Genomic DNA, 16344 nt, shown 5'->3' with positions numbered 1-16344 from the left:
GATGACTTATCAACGGATAGTTTCCTGCTGGAATAATCCGTGATTTTGCGTGTCGCTCACCGGCTGATCCTTACGCGCGGGAAAATTTCCATGGTCAGATAGTGCTCATCGAAGCTTGAAATATGGACGAGAGCTGACCGGTTCAGAAATTCGACCTCATTGTTGCGGAAGACGAGAAGATCGTCCTCACGAAGTTCACGCAGCATCCGGTTGATATGGATCGGCGTAAGCCCCAGCGCATCGGCCAGCTCGCTTTGTGTCAGCGGACAGAAAAAGCTGTTTTCATCGCCCGTTCCGTTGATCCGCGCCCTGTGCCCCAGTTCGAGCAGGAGATGTGCGATACGCACAAGTGCACTTCGGCGGCCTATGCTGATGAGATGCTCAATCAGAATGGCACGCTGACGCGCCATCAGTTCCATGAATGTCATGGCAAGGCGAGGGGAGTTGAGAAGGCTTTCGGTGAGATGATCCAGGGAGATTTCGAGGACAGAAAGCTCGGTAACCGAAATCAGGGTATAATAGTTGAAGCCGAGCCCGGTTCGGAAACCCAGAAAATCACCTTTCATGGGAAAGTCCAGAATCTGGCGGTCGCCATCGGGAAGATCGCGATAGATGCAGCCCCAACCACTCTTTATTATGTGAACCGAATTGGCCCAGTCTCCCTGGCTGCTCACCACGGTGTGCGGGGCATAGTTTTTTGAGGATATAGGCAGGGCGCTAAGAACGCTCAGGTCACTTTCATTGAAAACCGCACTGATAGGCGCGCTTTCCAGAAAATGGCGCAGCGTTTTTGCTTCGTCGGCATTTACCACCATAGAGCCTACCTGCCGTTTCGCCCAGCGTGAGTGCATATAAGTTTTAAGTCGAGCGCCCCCCACGGTTCGTTTCCCCCGGCTCTTCCAAGGAGGCCAGGTATCTAAAGAGTTTCAGCGAGGCCATTTGTTTTGGCAAGGTAGTAATTTCTACCACTAATTGGGTATATATCCGCGCTTTGTCTAAACCATATTTTGCCGAAACCCTTAATCTAGGTTAATGACACTCAAAGAATTTTCAGGCAGTCTTTTCATCAAAATAAGAACAAAAACAAGAATTGCTTCCGGGGTTTTGTCTAGATCTCAAGAAGAAAAATATAACAGGTAACCGATGCGCTTCCGTGATTGTGATGTGCAAACAATGGGGTCGTGCGCATAAGTCGGATTAGAGGGCGAACAGATGAACATTTCTCCACAATTCAGTAGCAGGACGAGTGAATTAAAGAATAATGGCTTTGGGGCGTCAAAAGATAGTTCTTTTAAACCTGAACAGCCTAACGACAGCATGTTGCCGCTACTGGTCATCATAGACAACCGTGCGTTGGATCGCGAATGCCTCGCACATGGATTGACAAACCACAGCATCGAAATGTCGATCGCCACATTCAGCTCGTTCGAGCAGTGGCAACATCAGCGCAAGGGCCGCACCGCAGGTGCAGTGCTCTTCAACATCGGTGGCCAGAAGGTTTCGGACCCGGCTGTCGGAAATTATCTCAATCGCATTGTTACTGACTGCGCTCCGGCACCGGTCATTCTTCTGGCCGACAAGGAAGAAATCTCGCAGGTTCTCAAAGCGCTCGACCATGGCGTGAAGGGGTATATTCCAACATCGGTGAATGTGAATGTCTGCGTTGAAGCATTGCGGCTTGCCATGGCGGGCGGAACCTTTGTTCCAGCCAGCAGTGTGCTCGCTCTGCGTCACGCCACCGATCCGAACTCACAGCGGCTGCAACCTCTCGGCGGAATGTTTACCCAGCGTCAGGCCGAAGTGGTCAATGCGCTGCGCCGCGGCAAGGCGAACAAGATCATCGCCTATGAGCTGAAGCTGCGGGAAAGCACGGTCAAGGTTCATATCCGCAACATCATGAAGAAGCTGAAGGCGTCCAACCGTACCGAAGTGGCTTGCATCATCAACGAGCTGTTCCCGTCGGAAACATCGTTCTCTGACTTGCAGTAGGGCGCAACTGGCGGCAGCGAAGCCGCCCGGCCGACGGATAGAATTGTTCCGTGAAGGAGACTTTTGGTGATTATCTCCGACGTTTCAGCAGGAAACGGGCGGCAGCCGGTGGCTGACCTGCTCGACACTATAAAACGTAGAAGGATGATGCTGATCGTACCGGTGCTTGCAGGCATCGGTGTCGGCTTCGCAGGGTATCTTACAGCACCAGTCAGTTATGTGTCGGAGTCTGTGCTGGTGCTGGATATGCGGCGATTGCAGGCGCTTCCCAATGAAAGCGCGATCACGCCACTGCCGCAGGACAGTCCGGTTCTGCGTTCCGAACTCGATATCATCAATTCGCGTATGATGGCGCGCAAGGTCATCGACATTCTGCAAGCGGAGAACATTGTCGTGCCGACGGAATTCCGTTCGCGCACGGTGTTGTCGTCTGCTTCGAATACAGGATCGCAGGCGAAGAGCGCACGCGATGTCGATCCGGCCATGCGGGAACGCCAGCAGATCGACCTTCTTCTTTCGCGGTTGCGGGTCACAAATGATGGCCGTTCCTATACGATCTTCATTTCTTATCGCGCTTCCGATCGGGTTTATGCGGCCCAGGTCGCCAATGCCTTTGCCACGGCCTATCTCAATCATCAGATCGACGTGCAACAATCGGCCACGCGGCGTATCAGCGAATGGCTCGGCGAAAAGCTTGGTACGTTGCGCAGCGATCTTGAAAGTGCCGAAAGTGCTGCGGAAGAGTTCCGCCAGAAGTCGCGGCTTGCGGGCGATCAGGGACAGATCAGCTTTCAGGCCCAGCGCGTCGCGGCTCTGAACAATGAAATTGTCGCCGCAACGGGAGCAGTCTCGCTCGCCGAAGCGCGACTGCGCACGGCATCAGAGCTGAAGAACAACAATGAAGCGCCTGCACTGGCCGAGGTTCTGGCTTCGCCTGCGATCCAGACCTTGCGCAATGAGGCAGCACGCGTCGAACGCCAGCTTGGCGAATTGCAGTCGAATGGCGCGTTGAAGAGCGCTGAAATTCCTGTGCTGAAGGCGGAACAGGAAGCGTTGAAGCAGCAGATTTCGAGCCAGGTCGGCGAAATCATCAAGAGCCTTGGCAATGAAATCCAGATTGCGCGTCAGCGGCGCAGCGGACTGGAAGGCGCATTGAAAGATGCGGAAGCCGATCTTGCCGAAGCCAATCAGGCGCAAGTCAGGGCCGGGCAGCTGGACCGCGAGGCCAATGCCAGCCGCACGGTCTATGAAAGCTATCTCACGCGTTACAAGCAGCTGATCGAACAGGACGGCATTGCCGCGCCCGAAGCACAGATGATCTCGCCTGCGGAGCCGGCGATGGCCAAGGCCAGCCCGAACCTCGCCAACTGGCTGCTGCTGGGGCTGGGGTTGGGCGGACTGGTTTCACTTGCAGGCACCATGCTGAAGGAAACATTCGACAAGATCAGGCCCGCACAGACGGCATCTCTGATGCTGCCCGGCATTCCGGCTGCGACGTTGCTGCCGGTTTCGCCGCAGCTGACTGTGCCGCTTCTCGTCAATCGCGGTCTCGATCCGGCAAGCCCGTTCGGTCGTGCAATCAAATCCGTGCACGATCGTCTGCGGGCACTGACACGCGGCCGGGATTCCTTGGCGCTGTCCGTCGTCTCCCTGTCCGATGGCGAGGGAAAGACCCTGTTGATCACCGCGCTCGCGCAACAGATCGCCGCGACCGGCTTAACGGTTGCAGTCATCGATGCGACAAACAAGCGGTCGGGCCTGTCGGAGGCCTTCGGGCTTCCGCATGGTGATTACGGTGCTGTTTCTACAGGGCGTCCGCTTTCCGGTGCAACGCTCGTGCATGATCACGGTTCGGGGATCGATATCATCAAGCCGAACAGGCAGATGCGTGACGGAGACTGGCTGGCCGAGCTGATTGCCCAATTGCGCGCGGATCACAAGATCATCCTTGTCGATCTGCCGGCGGTCATGGAAGACAAGCGCTCGGTTCTCCTGTCGCGGGCGACGGATACGGCGCTTCTTGTGGTTCCGTCCGAGCGACAGGACCAGCTTGCGACCAATGCATTGATACAGACGATGGCGTCGTTCGGGCGCAAGCCCGCGCTGGCGGTCGTGAACCATAATTCTTCGTCTTATCGCAGCTGGATAGTGCTCCCCGTGGTGCTTTGCGGACTGGGCTTGCAGAAAGCACGGCGGAGCATAAGCGCGATATTCGCGCGGCGCCGGAAACCAGATGCGGATGGCGCACAGGAACAGGCGTGAGGGCAAACCATGTCATACAGGATCATCAAGAATCGCATTGGTACCCATCTTCGGGCCACTATGCTTTCGGGCCTCATTCTGGTCGGCGGGGCTTTTGGAGCGCTTGCGGACGGACAAGCCTATCGGGTCGGCGCAAATGACGTGCTGCAGGTAACCGTTTATGGGCAACCGTCACTCACCGGACTTTACCCGGTCGATGTGGACGGCAATATCGGTTATCCGGTCGTGGGCAATATTTCCGTCACCGGGCTGACCACCAATGAGATCAGCGAGAAGATCGCGGGATCGCTATCCCAGCATATTCCGGGACTGACGGTCACAGCAACGATCAATCAGTATGCGCCGGTATTTGTCGTTGGTGATGTGAAGGCACCGGGAAAATATCAGTTCCGGCCCGGAATGGTGGTGCTTGAACTCATGGCGCTGGGTGGCGGAGCCGGAAAAGCGGAATCTCCAGCCCTCACCGCCGGGATGCAGCTTATTTCCGCGCAGCAGGAATATGTCGACCTGCAGATGCAGATCACTGCCATGGCAATTCGGCGGGCCCGTTTCGAGGCGGAACTGAACGGCACGGATTTTACTTATACTCTGCCGGATCAGGCGGCTGCGAACAAGGAAACCGTGGCCCTGACGCAGAAGATGCTGGACGGTGAAAAGACAGTGTTCAACGTCCGCCGCAACAATCTTGCAGCCGAGCGTCGGGCGCTTGAAGCGCAAGCAGCGAGCTATGGCGATGAAATCCAGACCCTGCAGCAGAGTATCAAGCTGCACGACACCGAAATCGGGCTGTTGCAGGAGAATGTGGATTCCAGCAAGTCACTGGTGGATCGCGGCCTGGCCGCAAAATCCAACCTGCGCGACATGGAGCGTGATCTGTCGGCCACACGGCGAGCCGCGCTGGAGCTTGCTTCGTTTCTTGCACGGGCGAGACAGAACCAGCTTGCCATGGAGCAGCGCATCGCCAATCTGGAAGAAATTCGCAAAAGCGAAGCGGCTACCAATTTGCAGGATATTGACCTCAACATTGCCCGCATGGAGCGCCGCAGCAATACACAACTCCAGGCTATGGCCGAGATTGCCAAGTCTTCCGGTAATATTTCCGCAGCCACGCTGCGCCAGAAACTGGTGTTCTCGATCAGTCGTATCGTGAATGGCAGCTTTCAGGATATCGTCGCCGACGAAAGCACGGAAATCAAACCGGGTGACATCCTGCGCGTCGAGCTGGATATGAGCAGGGTCGGCGGCTCACCGTCATAGGTTGAGAGTTTCACTTCAATGGAAACTTAGGAAGGCGCGGCGTCTCTTCGTGCTTCGAGACGACGCTGCGCGTCTCCCCGGCATGAGGGATGCCGAGGAGACTTGTCCAGGATCGACAATGTCGAAGAAAACGTCGCGCTTGATCGGAAAAGCGGGTCCCGCTTTTCCGGGGGCTTCAAGCGGCGACAGGATCGGCGGCTTCCTCCAACCAATCGCGATAGACTTCACGCAGGCCGTCCTCCAGACGAATTTGCGGCTTCCAGCCCAGCGCCCGCATCCGCGACGTGTCGAGGAGTTTGCGCGGTGTACCGTCCGGTTTGCTGAGGTCGTGTTCAAAGCGACCTTCGTAACCGACGACGCGGGCAACGGTCAGTGCCAGATCCTTGATCGAAATCTCTTCACCCGTCCCGATGTTCATCGGCTCAATGCCGTCGTAGAAACGCAGCATGTGCAGGCAGGCATCGGCAAGATCATCCACATGCAGGAACTCCCGCAAGGGCTTGCCGGTGCCCCAGAGCGTCACATGGTCGGTCCCTCGCACCTTGGCCTCGTGAATCCGGCGGATCAATGCCGGCAGGACATGCGAGGTGTTGGGATCAAAATTGTCGTTTGGACCGTAAAGATTGGTCGGCATCGCCGTCATGAAGTGATTGCCATATTGCCGTGCGCAAGCCCGAGCATATTCAAGCCCTGCGATCTTGGCGACGGCATAAGCTTCGTTGGTCTCTTCCAGCGGGCCTGTCATCAGGGCATCCTCGGTGAGAGGCTGCGCTGCGTCGCGGGGATAGATGCAGCTTGATCCGAGCCACAACAGGCGTTCGACACCGTTCTGATGGGCGGCGCGGATGAGGTTCATGCCGATGGCGAGATTGTCATAGAGAAAATCTGCCGGATATTGCGAATTGGCAAGGATGCCCCCAACGCGGGCGGCAGCGATGATGATGACATCCGGCTTGCGACCGCTGATGAAATTCTCCGTCGGTCCCTGCCGGGTCAGATCGAGTGCGCTGTGCGCTGCAGTGATGATGTCGCAATCCGTGCCTTGCAGGCGGCGCAGAATGGCCGAACCGACCATGCCTGTATGCCCGGCAACGAACACCTTCTTGCCTTCGAGTGAATAAAACGGAGCGGGGGTGATGTCAGCCGTAGAAGTCATTGCGTCCAACCTCCCGCATGATGTTGCGCAAATCCCAGTCGACCATTTCGGTGACAAGATTGTCGAAGCCCGTTGTATGCTGCCAGCCGAGGCGATTTTTCGCCTTGGATGCATCGCCGAGCAGGAAGTCGACCTCGTTCGGACGGAAATAGCGGGGATCGATCTCTATCAGCATTGCCGGATTTTCGGTCGCGGCCGATTTCTTCCACGCCGTTACCGTGCCACTCGATCTCCTTGTCGACGGCCTTGAAGGCGTGTTCGACAAACTCGCGCACCGTGTGCGTTTCGCCGGTCGCCAGCACGTAGTCGTCGGCGGTGTCTTCCTGCAGGATACGCCACATGCCCTCGACATAATCACGCGCATGACCCCAGTCGCGACGGGCATCGAGATTGCCGAGCCGAAGCCTGTCTTGCAGGCCGCGTTCAATGGCCGCGACAGCACGGGTGATCTTGCGGGTAACGAAGGTTTCGCCGCGAAGCGGGCTTTCGTGATTGAACAAAATGCCGTTGGAGGCATGGAAGCCATAGGCGTCGCGGTAGTTTACCGTCGTCCAGTAGGCATAGAGCTTTGCTGTCGCATAAGGACTGCGCGGGGCAAAAGGCGTCTGTTCGTTCTGTGCCTGGGGCGAGCTGTTACCGAAAAGTTCCGACGTGGAAGCCTGATAGAAACGGCATGTCTTGCCGAGACCCAGAATACGCATGGATTCGAGCAGACGCAGCGTGCCGAGCGCATCGGCATTGGCCGTATATTCAGGCGTTTCAAAGCTTACCTGAACATGGCTTTGCGCGCCGAGATTATAAATCTCGTCGGGTCGCACTTCCTGAATGACACGGCACAGATTGGTTGCATCGGTCAGGTCACCGAAATGCAGGCGGAAGCGAATGTCCTCCTCATGCGGGTCCTGATAGAGATGATCGATACGCGCAGTGTTGAACGAGGAAGACCGCCGTTTCAGACCATGTACGCGATAGCCTTTTTTGAGCAGAAGCTCGCTTAGATAAGCGCCGTCCTGTCCGGTCACACCGACGATGAGAGCTGTTTTCTCTTGCAAGGGCTTCCCTCCGACCAAAGCTTTCCAAAGCTGCAATGAAACCATGTTAGCGATTTCCTGCGTGGGCAGAACGGCTCCAAAACGGCAATTGCGGGCCGGAACATCCCTCTTCGGATGAGGCTTGAGGCGCGTCCGGTATGTCCGGTTTCACCCAAAGAGGTAGGCAGTTCGCCCGGTGTCGGTGCATGCCATGCCTTTGTGTTTCTTGCGGTATCTGCTGCGCAGTTGCGATGCTCGTTTCAACGGGATCGAACAACAGGACGTGAAATCATGCGTGTGGTGCTTGCCAATCGTTACTTCTACCCGGACCAGTCGGCGACGAGCCGGATGGTGACGAGCCTTGCCCATACGCTTGTGCGTGAAGGCATCGAGACGACAGTGCTGGCAAGCCGCAGCTATCACGACAAGCGGAAGGACGTGTTGCCCGCGCGTGAAACGATCGACGGCATAGATGTGCATCGCATATGGACCTCGGGCTTTGGTCGGGGCAAACTTGTCGGGCGCGCGGTCGATTATGCAACCTTTCATCTGTCCGCGGCCGCCTGGTTTGCATCCAATGCCCGCAAGGACGATGTTTGCGTCGTCTGTACCGATCCGCCGCTTCTTTCCGTTTCGGCAGCGCTGCCTGTTCGCCTGCGACGGGCAAAGCTGGTCAACTGGGTGATGGATCTTTTTCCCGAAACGGCAATGGAACTCGGCCTCATCAAATCCGATACCGTTTCCGGTAAGCTCGCCCTGATCCTGCGCAACTGGTCGATGCGTCAGTCGGCATTGACCATTTGCCCGATAGAGCGCATGGCGCATTACCTTTCAACACGCGACATTCCGGCGGAAAGCCTCAGCGTGGTTCACCACTGGGCCGACCGCAATGAGATCGTTCCGGTGGAACCGGCGCAAAATCCCTTGCGCCGCGCATGGGGGCTCGGTCGGAAATTCGTCATCGGCTATTCGGGCAACTTCGGACGCGCGCACGAATTCAAGACAGTTCTCGATGCTGCCGAACGGCTTCGGCATATGAAGAGCATCATCTTCCTGATGATAGGCGAGGGACAGCAGCGCGGGTTCGTTGAAAGCGAGGTCAAACGACGCGGCTTGACCAATGTGATGATGAAACCGTTCCAACCCGTTGATAAACTTTCCGAAAGTCTCGGCGCGGCGAATGTGCATCTGGTTTCGCTGAAGCCGGAGCTGGAACATTGCATCGTGCCCAGCAAGTTCTATGGCGTGCTCGCAGCCGCGCGCCCGACAATCTTCATTGGCGATACGGAAGGCGAGATCGGCACGATTGTTCGCGATTTCCAGTGCGGCATGGCGCTGCGGCCGGGCGAAGTCGATGCGCTGGTCAATGCGATCCTTCATTTGCGCCATTCGCCGGTCGGGCGCATGTCGATGGGCAACAATGCCCGCTATCTGATGGAAACGGCCTATTCGCGTGAATATGGCGCAGCCGTCTGGCAATCCGCCATCTCGCGGCTCGAGGAAAAGGTGGTGCCACAAGCCATGCCGGTTCTGGACCGGCAATTCCAGCCGAGGGAACTATGATGGACGGGTCGGTCGTTGTCAGCCAGCTTGGCGCGCGCATGCATTATGCAGTCCCGCGCATTTTCGCAAGCCGGGACAAGCTTGCGCATTTCTATACGGATATATGCGCGCTTCAGGGGTGGCCACGATTGCTGAACAACCTGCCGCCGTCAATGTTGCCCGCATCCGTGCGGCGACTGGTGGGGCGTACACCGCAAGGGATTCCACAGGAGCGCATGACGACATTTCCGACGTTCGGTCTGCACTCTGCCGTGCGCAGGCTTTCCAACCAGACAGGACCGAAATCCACGGCTAATGCCATTTGGGCGGGCGAAACTTTCGGCAGACTGGTGTCGACAAGCGGCTTTCACGGTGCAAGCGGTGTCTATGCTTTCAGTGGCGAAGCGCTGGAATTGCTAACGGTCGCAAAGAGACAGGGATTGTGGACGGCGGTGGAGCAGATGATCGCACCGCGCACCATCGTCGATCAGTTGGCCTGTGAGGAAGAGGTGCTTAATCCAGGCTGGCAGCTTCCGGTCGCAAATGATGTTCATGCCGATGTTTTTGCCGCGCGTGAGCAGGCGGAATGGCAGATCGCCGATGCCGTGGTCTGTCCATCCGATTTTGTGGCGCGTCATGTGATCGAAGCGGGCTGCGCACCGGGAAAAGTCGTCGTTGTGCCCTACGGCGTCGATGATCGTTTTCTGCTGAATCCTTGCCCGCGTTTGCTGGGGCCGCTGCGGGTGCTGACTGTCGGTGCGGTTGGTCTTCGCAAAGGGTCGCCCTATGTCGGCGCGGTGGCGCGAGAACTTGGCGACAAGGCACATTTCCGCATGGTGGGGCCAATCGATGCCCAGCCGGAAGCGCAGGCAAAGCTTGCCACGACGGTCGAACTGACCGGGCCAATACCGCGTAGCGAAATGCGGGCCCAGTTTGAATGGGCGGACGTGTTTCTGCTGCCATCGCTCTGTGAAGGGTCGGCGACAGCAGTTTATGAGGCGCTTGCCGCAGGTTTGCCGGTCATCTGCACGGACAATACTGGCAGCGTCGTGCGACATGGCATAGACGGTTACATCGTCCCGATCCGTGATGTGAGTGAAACCGCCGAGATATTGCGGCAATTTGCCGCCAATCCTGCAACGCTGGCCCGGATGAGCGACAGCGCAAGGGAGAGGGCCAGCGATTTTACTGTTTCACGCTATGGCGAGCGACTTCTACAGGCGCTGTCAAAACATTCGAGGGCAGATGCAAAATGAAGATCGTTCACGTCATCGGTTCCTACGATCCTGCTAAAGGTGGCCCGCAGGCTGTCGTTGTACGCCTTGCGGCGGCACAAGCCTCGCTCGGTCATGAAGTGACAATCGTCAGCTATTGCGATGATGAGGTGAGCCGCCGCGCCAGCAAGGCCACGGCGACGATACCCGACTTCGGGAAGGTGCGCACGTTGCTTCTCCCAATGCCCGATCTGCGGGAAACCTTGTCCGGCGGAGCTGCCGCGAAAGCGATGGAAGCGTTGGTTCGTTCCGCAGATTTCGTACACCTGCATGGCGTATGGGAGACCAATCTTCTGCGGGCTGCAATGCTCTGCCGCCGCTTTTCCGTGCCTTACTGCATATGTTGTTGCGGCATGCTTGACATGTGGAGCATGCAGCAGCGCGCATGGAAGAAGAAGCTTGCAATGGCGCTGGGCTTTCGCCGCATGCTCGACAGCGCGGCCTTCATTCAGGCGTTGAATGCGGATGAAGTCGACCTGATGCGCCCCCTTGGACTGAAACCGCCATCGATGATTATCCCGAACGGTATCTTCCTCAATGAGGTTGAGGGCGACGGTGACGTCGCGGTGCCCGGATTGCTGGGACGGCCTTATGTGCTGTTTCTGTCCCGGCTTCACTACAAGAAGGGCCTGGATATTCTTGCGGATGCCTTTCGTCGGGTCGCACCACTGTTTCCCGATGTGGATCTGGTGGTCGCTGGTCCCGATGGCGGGGCTGAAGATGAATTCCGTGAACGTATTCGTCTGTACGGACTTGAATCGCGTGTTCATATGACCGGCGGGCTTTACGGTCCGGCCAAGATCGCTGCCCTGAAACAATCGGCCTGCTTCTGCCTGCCGAGCCGTCAGGAAGGGTTCAGCGTTGCTATAACTGAGGCGCTTGCCTGCGGTGTACCGGTAGCGATTACCGATGCCTGCCATTTTCCAGAGGTTGCCGAAGCGGAAGCCGGGGTGGTCTGCTCGCTCGATCCGATGGCGGTGGCCTCAGCGCTTGAGCGGATTCTGGAAGACCCGGACGGGGCAAAGCGGATGGGCGCAGCCGGTGCAAGGCTCGTGCGTGCCAATTACACCTGGCCGCGCATCGCGCTCCAGACGATTGCGGCCTATCAGAGCTTCCAGTCGCTAAAGAGCGATGCCGTTGCGGGGCGCAGGCGTCTTCGATCCGTTCCCGCCGCCAGATAGTCAAGGCTTTCGCCTCGGGCGCACCTGCTTGGCCGGATTGCCAGCATAGACCTTCCATGGGGCCATATCACGGAAACTGACCCCACGCGCGCCAAGAACTGCGCCTTCACCGATGGTCACGCCGGGCCCGACAAAGGCTTCAGCTGCAACCCAGCCATAAGGCTCGATGCGAATGGGCGCTGCCGTGAGCGGAAAATCAGCCTGGTCAATATTGTGTCCCGCAGTGCAAAGATGTGCGCGCTGCGAGACGATGGCGAAGGGCGCAAGCGTGACATGCGCGACGTTATAGCAAAGCGCGTCCGGCCCGAGCGATGAATGAGCGCCCATGGTCAGATTGGCTGGCCACCAGATGCGCGCGCTGCCGCGTACGATGGCAGTCTTGTGAATCTTGGCACCGAAGGCACGCAGCACAACGCCGCGCCAGCGCCACAGGAAGGACGGCGTCCATGCCGCCAGTACCAGCCAGCTTGCCTGCCAGATTAAACGCTGGACACGATGTCCGAGAGTGAAGGTTGCCCCGCCTTCCATGGGGCGTGACGATGTCTTGCGGCCGCTGATCGGAATGGGTGGGTTCTGCTGCGATGCGACGGACATTACGATCATCCTTACAAGAATTGTGGCATGGCAGCGCTTCGCTGCGGCATGGGCAGGTTAACTGAGCTGTTGCGGATGCGACAGAATGAGAGGACAGGGATCAGGAAAAGCGCCATGTGCAGCCAGACTGTGATGACCCAGTCGGTCTGGTGGGAAATGGCATGCATCGCGGGCACGATCGACATCATATAGACGAGTTGCCCCAGCATCTCGTCCGCCATGGCAGTCTCCCAGAGCCGACGCATGGCCCAGGCGAGCACAAAGAACTTCAGCGCTCCGAAATACCAGAACGACGAAAAGGCATCGACAAGGCCGGTCTCGGTCGTTCCGGTGACCGGATTATAGTCGCGGCTTGGCTGCGGCGTATCAAGACGGAGCGAGTCTTTGATGCCTGCGCCGACGAGTTGCGCGGGCACGAAGGTGAACACGATGCGGTTCCAGTGGAACTTGCCATAGTCGAATTCCAGCCTGCGGTCGATCTCGTCTATACGTTGCACGGCATTGCGCATTTCCAGACCGCCGCGTTCCAGCGTCTCATTGAAGTTGGCGGTGTAGTCGATCTGCATGATGTCATCGAGAACGAAGCCTGAAGCCGCGCGCGTGATCTGCCGGTAATCGCCCATGCTGGTCATCAGGAATGTCCCTGCAAAAATACCGACAAACATTATGACGCGTGGCACGACCATGCGGCGGTAGAACCAGAAGGCAAGCAAGATCATCAGGAGGAGCTGGATTGCCTCGGCACGTTTTCCGGTCACCAGAATGCGGTCGAAATAGAAGACGAGATCGAACAGGATGATCGCCAGTGCAAACCATGAGGGGCGTCGCACACAGCACAGAAGGGCGATGCCAAGGCCATAGGGCATGAGCTGAGCGAAGAAGAGATAGACGACTGGCATGCCGGTCATCTGCATGCCTATGGAGACATCGCCCGGGAGGCGACTCAAGAGGAAGTAGAACACCGCGCCGAAAACCGATAGGCCGGCTGCGGCCCGTATCAGCCTCCGTTCGCTGAAGCTCATTCTGAGAAACCTGATCGGGTGCCTTGTCATGCGCCAGCCGAGGACCAGCATGGCAAGGGACAGAATGCCCATGATCATTGTCTTGGCATAAGCCCCCGATGGCAGAAACTGGTCATGAACAAGGGCAGGAAGCTGCGGCAGCAGGAAGCCGAAAGTCATCACACCGGCAAGGAACGGAAACTGATACATCCGTTCCGGGCGGAAGAAGAGACTGCCAGCCATGAGGTACAGGACGAAACCGGCGAAAATCCAGGTGAGCGGGAGGTTCATTGGGCGCCTCCTGCCAAAGTGCATACGGCCGAAAGATCAGGCGCCGGTTCGCCTGAGGAAAGGTCGTACGGGAAGATGCGGCCCGAAAGCAGATACCAGCCGAGTTTCACATATTCCTTCGCGACGAGTTCCATGTCTGCGGGCGTGGCCGGAAAACCGGGACGGCCGCCATCGCCACCGATGGGAGACGAGATAAAGCGCATCTGCGGGCAGGCGGCGCGAAAGCTCGCAATGGCGCGGCGCGAATGATACCAGTTGGTCACGATAACGGCGCTTCTCGCCCGTATCTTCCGCATGACGGGCGCCGAAAACTGCGCGTTCTGCCACGTGCTACCTGACTGGCATTCCACGAAGATCGCGGATGGCTTAACGCCGTTGCGCACTATGACCTGCATGTTCGAAATACAGTCACCGTCACCCGTAACGAGGATGAACGGCGAGCGCCCCTCCCTCCAGAGGCGGGCGGCCTCCGCCGCGCGCGGCGGGCCGTCGCCGCCGGGGACCACAATCACATCGGCTCTGCCGCCGTCGTCCTGCAAGGTCAGAACTGGCTCGGAGAAGAACATCGCGGCAAGCCCCATAATAATGGCAAGGGTAGAATAAGGATAGCCATCATACCATACGCCGTTCTGGCGCTTCGGTTTTCAGCGGGTGCATGGCATCAGGAGATCCGGCGGGAAGGGCCGATTGGCGCTGGCGCTGCTCTTCCGCTTTGATGACGATCATGAACTCGTATGCTGAAAGCAGACGGCAATAGAGATAGCCGGGTTTGCCATCGAGAAAGCCGCCGCGCAGCACATACATGTAGATGAAGCGCAATGTAGGCCGGCACGGTAGATTGTAGGACAGGGACTTCATCGCCCGCCGCCGTCTTTCGGGACTGGCTGACAGGAGACCACCCCAGTCGATGCGTCGCTCCAGCCGTCTCGCTGCCGACAAATTCGCCTCGGCGGATGAGTAGCGATTATGCTTGTCGTACCAGGCTTCGAGGCCTTTATTGAAGCTGTAATGGATGAAATGGGCCTGCAATGCACCCTCCGGCCCGCCGCTTGCGCGGGAATGTACGGAACGCTCGAAACGGACCCGGTCGGGCCTTACTAATCGGGCTATCCATGTCGGATAGAGGCTTGCGTGACGGATCCAGCGCCCCATGAACATATTCTTGTAACGTGCCTTGAAGAAGACTTCGGGCCGCTCGGGATCGGCCGCGATCGCCAGCATTTCATCACGCAAATCCATGGGTGTAATTTCATCCGCATCGGGCGTGTAGACCCAGTCATGCTTGAACTCGATTTCCGTCAGGCCATACATACGCTGGCGGTCTTCGGTATCGTAGGAACGCTGGAAAACGCGGGCGCCTGCCGCCTTCGCGATCTCGACCGTGCGGTCGCTGCTGTAGGAATCGAGGATGACGATGTCATCGCACCATTCGAGCGAGGCGAGACAAGCAGGCAGGTTGACCTCTTCGTTCAGCGTCATGATGAGTACGGAAACGTTCATGAAGTTGCACCAGGATAAGTGATGTTCTGTTTGGTAGTCGGGTTGGCCTCGGCCATCGAGGCGGCAACGATCGGACATTCGCCCCGGGTCATGCGCAGCACGAAAAGCGTATGTGCTGCGGCAGGGATCGCCAGTGCGAGAAGCATTGGCCAGACAGGCATGTCGAGCCGCATGGCGAGATAGGCGATGGCTCCGGCAAGGAAGTTGAGCGCCATGACCGCCACGGCTGTTTGCCCGCACGAAAGCCCTGCATCCATCAGCAGGTGATGCAGATGCTGACGGTCCGGTGAGAATGGGCTTCTGCGGGCAGACATGCGGCGCACGATCAGGCTCAGCGTATCGATGACGGGCACGAAGACGATCCAGATCAGGATGGGAAAGGCGACGGCGGCGGCTCCGCTCGCAAGAATGAGGATAAATCCGGCAAGGGCTGCACCAAGAAAAGTGCTGCCCCCGTCACCAAGGAAAAGGCTCGCTTTGGCGCGCCAGCGATGACGCATGTTGAATACCAGAAAACCGAGACAGGCAGCGGCCAGCGCAAGCGCCTGCAACCCGAGGCGATGTTGGCCAAGGCCGAAGCCGATCACGGCGAGCCAGAAGAAGGCTGCAGCACTCGCTGATCCAGCCAGTCCGTCAACGCCATCACTCATATTGACGGCGTTGACGAGACCGACAATGAAGGCAAGCGCGATAATAAGAAAAAGCGGCCCGGTCAGAGACTGAATCGGGATGAGTGTCGGCAATTCCGGCGATGAGGCTGCCGCCGCTTCAAGACTGCCGGGTGCTAGCCCGAGATAGAGCTGGTTCAGCCCGGCAATGCCGATAATGAGGAAAGCCGCAAGCAGCTGGATTCCCAGGCGCGGTGCGACAGGCAGGCTGAAACGGTCATCGAGAACGCCGGTGATCAGGATCAGCACAAGCCCAGGCAGCAAGACAATCGCATTGGCATGGCCCGAATTGCCGATCGCCAGAAGCGCGGCCACGGAAAACGAGAGAAAAATGGCAATGCCACCGCAAAGTGGAACGTTTCCGTCGTGTCTCTTGCGGGCATCAGGTATGTCGATGAGATACCATTCGCGTGCCAGCCCGCGAAAACCGAGGCAGAAGGCAACGGAGAGCGCGAAGGCCAGAAGCGTGATCCAGGAAAGACTCGTCATGTCTCCTCCGAGGCGCGTTCAGAAGTCAAACTCGGGAAATTTTTACCCTCAGCCGCTGCCGACCACGACTTGGCTTTAGAGCGTGCCGCATACTCCTTTCAGGTCAGGT

At 57.9% G+C, this 16344-nt stretch carries 13 protein-coding genes and 1 pseudogene; 6 read left to right on the top strand and 8 right to left on the bottom strand.

Annotation, left to right across the window (positions count from 1 at the left end; genetic code table 11):
• Window positions 1–56: 56 nt before the first annotated feature.
• Window positions 57–815, bottom strand: coding sequence for a Crp/Fnr family transcriptional regulator (locus tag LJ361_RS07360; RefSeq protein ID WP_010658565.1), 759 nt, complete (start codon window positions 813–815; stop codon window positions 57–59).
• A 397-nt stretch (window positions 816–1212) separates the two neighbouring features.
• On the opposite strand from LJ361_RS07360, the gene LJ361_RS07355 reads away from it, so the two are divergent.
• The 3 genes from LJ361_RS07355 to LJ361_RS07345 all read left to right on the top strand — a co-directional run bounded on the left by LJ361_RS07355 (window position 1213) and on the right by LJ361_RS07345 (window position 5508).
• Window positions 1213–1989, top strand: a complete 777-nt coding sequence (locus tag LJ361_RS07355; RefSeq protein WP_012092799.1) for a response regulator transcription factor — start codon at window positions 1213–1215, stop codon at window positions 1987–1989.
• Between the two features lie 66 nt (window positions 1990–2055).
• The gene (locus LJ361_RS07350; RefSeq protein ID WP_264813134.1) at window positions 2056–4251 is read left to right on the top strand and encodes a GumC family protein; all 2196 of its coding nucleotides are present in this window, start codon (window positions 2056–2058) and stop codon (window positions 4249–4251) included.
• Between the two features lie 9 nt (window positions 4252–4260).
• Window positions 4261–5508 (top strand): polysaccharide biosynthesis/export family protein, encoded by a 1248-nt coding sequence (locus LJ361_RS07345; RefSeq protein ID WP_036586526.1) that lies wholly within the window; start codon window positions 4261–4263, stop codon window positions 5506–5508.
• Window positions 5509–5683: 175 nt separating this feature from the next.
• Here the strand turns inward: LJ361_RS07345 and LJ361_RS07340 are convergent, their stop codons facing one another.
• Window positions 5684–6664, bottom strand: coding sequence for a GDP-L-fucose synthase family protein (locus tag LJ361_RS07340; protein WP_264813132.1), 981 nt, complete (start codon window positions 6662–6664; stop codon window positions 5684–5686).
• Window positions 6648–7716, bottom strand: a pseudogene (gene gmd, locus LJ361_RS07335) (GDP-mannose 4,6-dehydratase). The gene LJ361_RS07340 and the pseudogene gmd overlap by 17 nt, the downstream one beginning before the upstream one ends.
• Window positions 7717–7986: 270 nt before the next feature.
• Here gmd and LJ361_RS07330 point away from each other — a divergent pair.
• The 3 genes from LJ361_RS07330 to LJ361_RS07320 are packed head-to-tail and all read left to right on the top strand — an operon-like array spanning window position 7987 to window position 11692.
• A complete protein-coding gene (locus LJ361_RS07330) occupies window positions 7987–9258 on the top strand; it encodes a glycosyltransferase family 4 protein (protein ID WP_264813131.1) in 1272 nt (423 codons plus the stop codon).
• A complete protein-coding gene (locus LJ361_RS07325; RefSeq protein ID WP_264813581.1) occupies window positions 9258–10493 on the top strand; it encodes a glycosyltransferase family 4 protein in 1236 nt (411 codons plus the stop codon). The genes LJ361_RS07330 and LJ361_RS07325 overlap by 1 nt, the downstream gene beginning before the upstream one ends.
• Window positions 10490–11692: a glycosyltransferase gene (locus LJ361_RS07320; protein WP_264813130.1), complete on the top strand. Its 1203-nt coding sequence runs from the start codon at window positions 10490–10492 to the stop codon at window positions 11690–11692. Before LJ361_RS07325 ends, LJ361_RS07320 begins: the two co-directional genes overlap by 4 nt.
• Here LJ361_RS07320 and LJ361_RS07315 read toward each other — a convergent pair whose 3' ends face one another.
• From LJ361_RS07315 to LJ361_RS07295, 5 genes are read right to left on the bottom strand one after another with little or no spacing between them, the layout of a single operon-like run.
• On the bottom strand, window positions 11693–12286 hold the full coding sequence (locus LJ361_RS07315; protein ID WP_264813129.1) for a putative colanic acid biosynthesis acetyltransferase: 594 nt from the start codon (window positions 12284–12286) through the stop codon (window positions 11693–11695).
• A gap of 11 nt (window positions 12287–12297) precedes the next feature.
• Window positions 12298–13578, bottom strand: a complete 1281-nt coding sequence (locus LJ361_RS07310) for a hypothetical protein (RefSeq protein WP_264813128.1) — start codon at window positions 13576–13578, stop codon at window positions 12298–12300.
• Window positions 13575–14144 (bottom strand): YdcF family protein, encoded by a 570-nt coding sequence (locus LJ361_RS07305; protein WP_264813127.1) that lies wholly within the window; start codon window positions 14142–14144, stop codon window positions 13575–13577. Before LJ361_RS07305 ends, LJ361_RS07310 begins: the two co-directional genes overlap by 4 nt.
• Before the next feature lie 46 nt (window positions 14145–14190).
• Window positions 14191–15078 (bottom strand): glycosyltransferase family 2 protein, encoded by an 888-nt coding sequence (locus tag LJ361_RS07300; protein WP_264813126.1) that lies wholly within the window; start codon window positions 15076–15078, stop codon window positions 14191–14193.
• Complete coding sequence (locus LJ361_RS07295; RefSeq protein ID WP_264813125.1) at window positions 15075–16235, bottom strand: MraY family glycosyltransferase; 1161 nt, start codon at window positions 16233–16235, stop codon at window positions 15075–15077. The genes LJ361_RS07300 and LJ361_RS07295 overlap by 4 nt, the downstream gene beginning before the upstream one ends.
• Between the last annotated feature and the right edge of the window lie 109 nt (window positions 16236–16344).

The organism is Brucella sp. JSBI001 (assembly GCF_026014005.1).
Taxonomy (GTDB): Bacteria; Pseudomonadota; Alphaproteobacteria; order Rhizobiales; family Rhizobiaceae; genus Brucella; species Brucella anthropi.
Note: the sequence above shows the minus strand (reverse complement) of the source record. Positions and strands in the feature narration are given on the sequence as shown.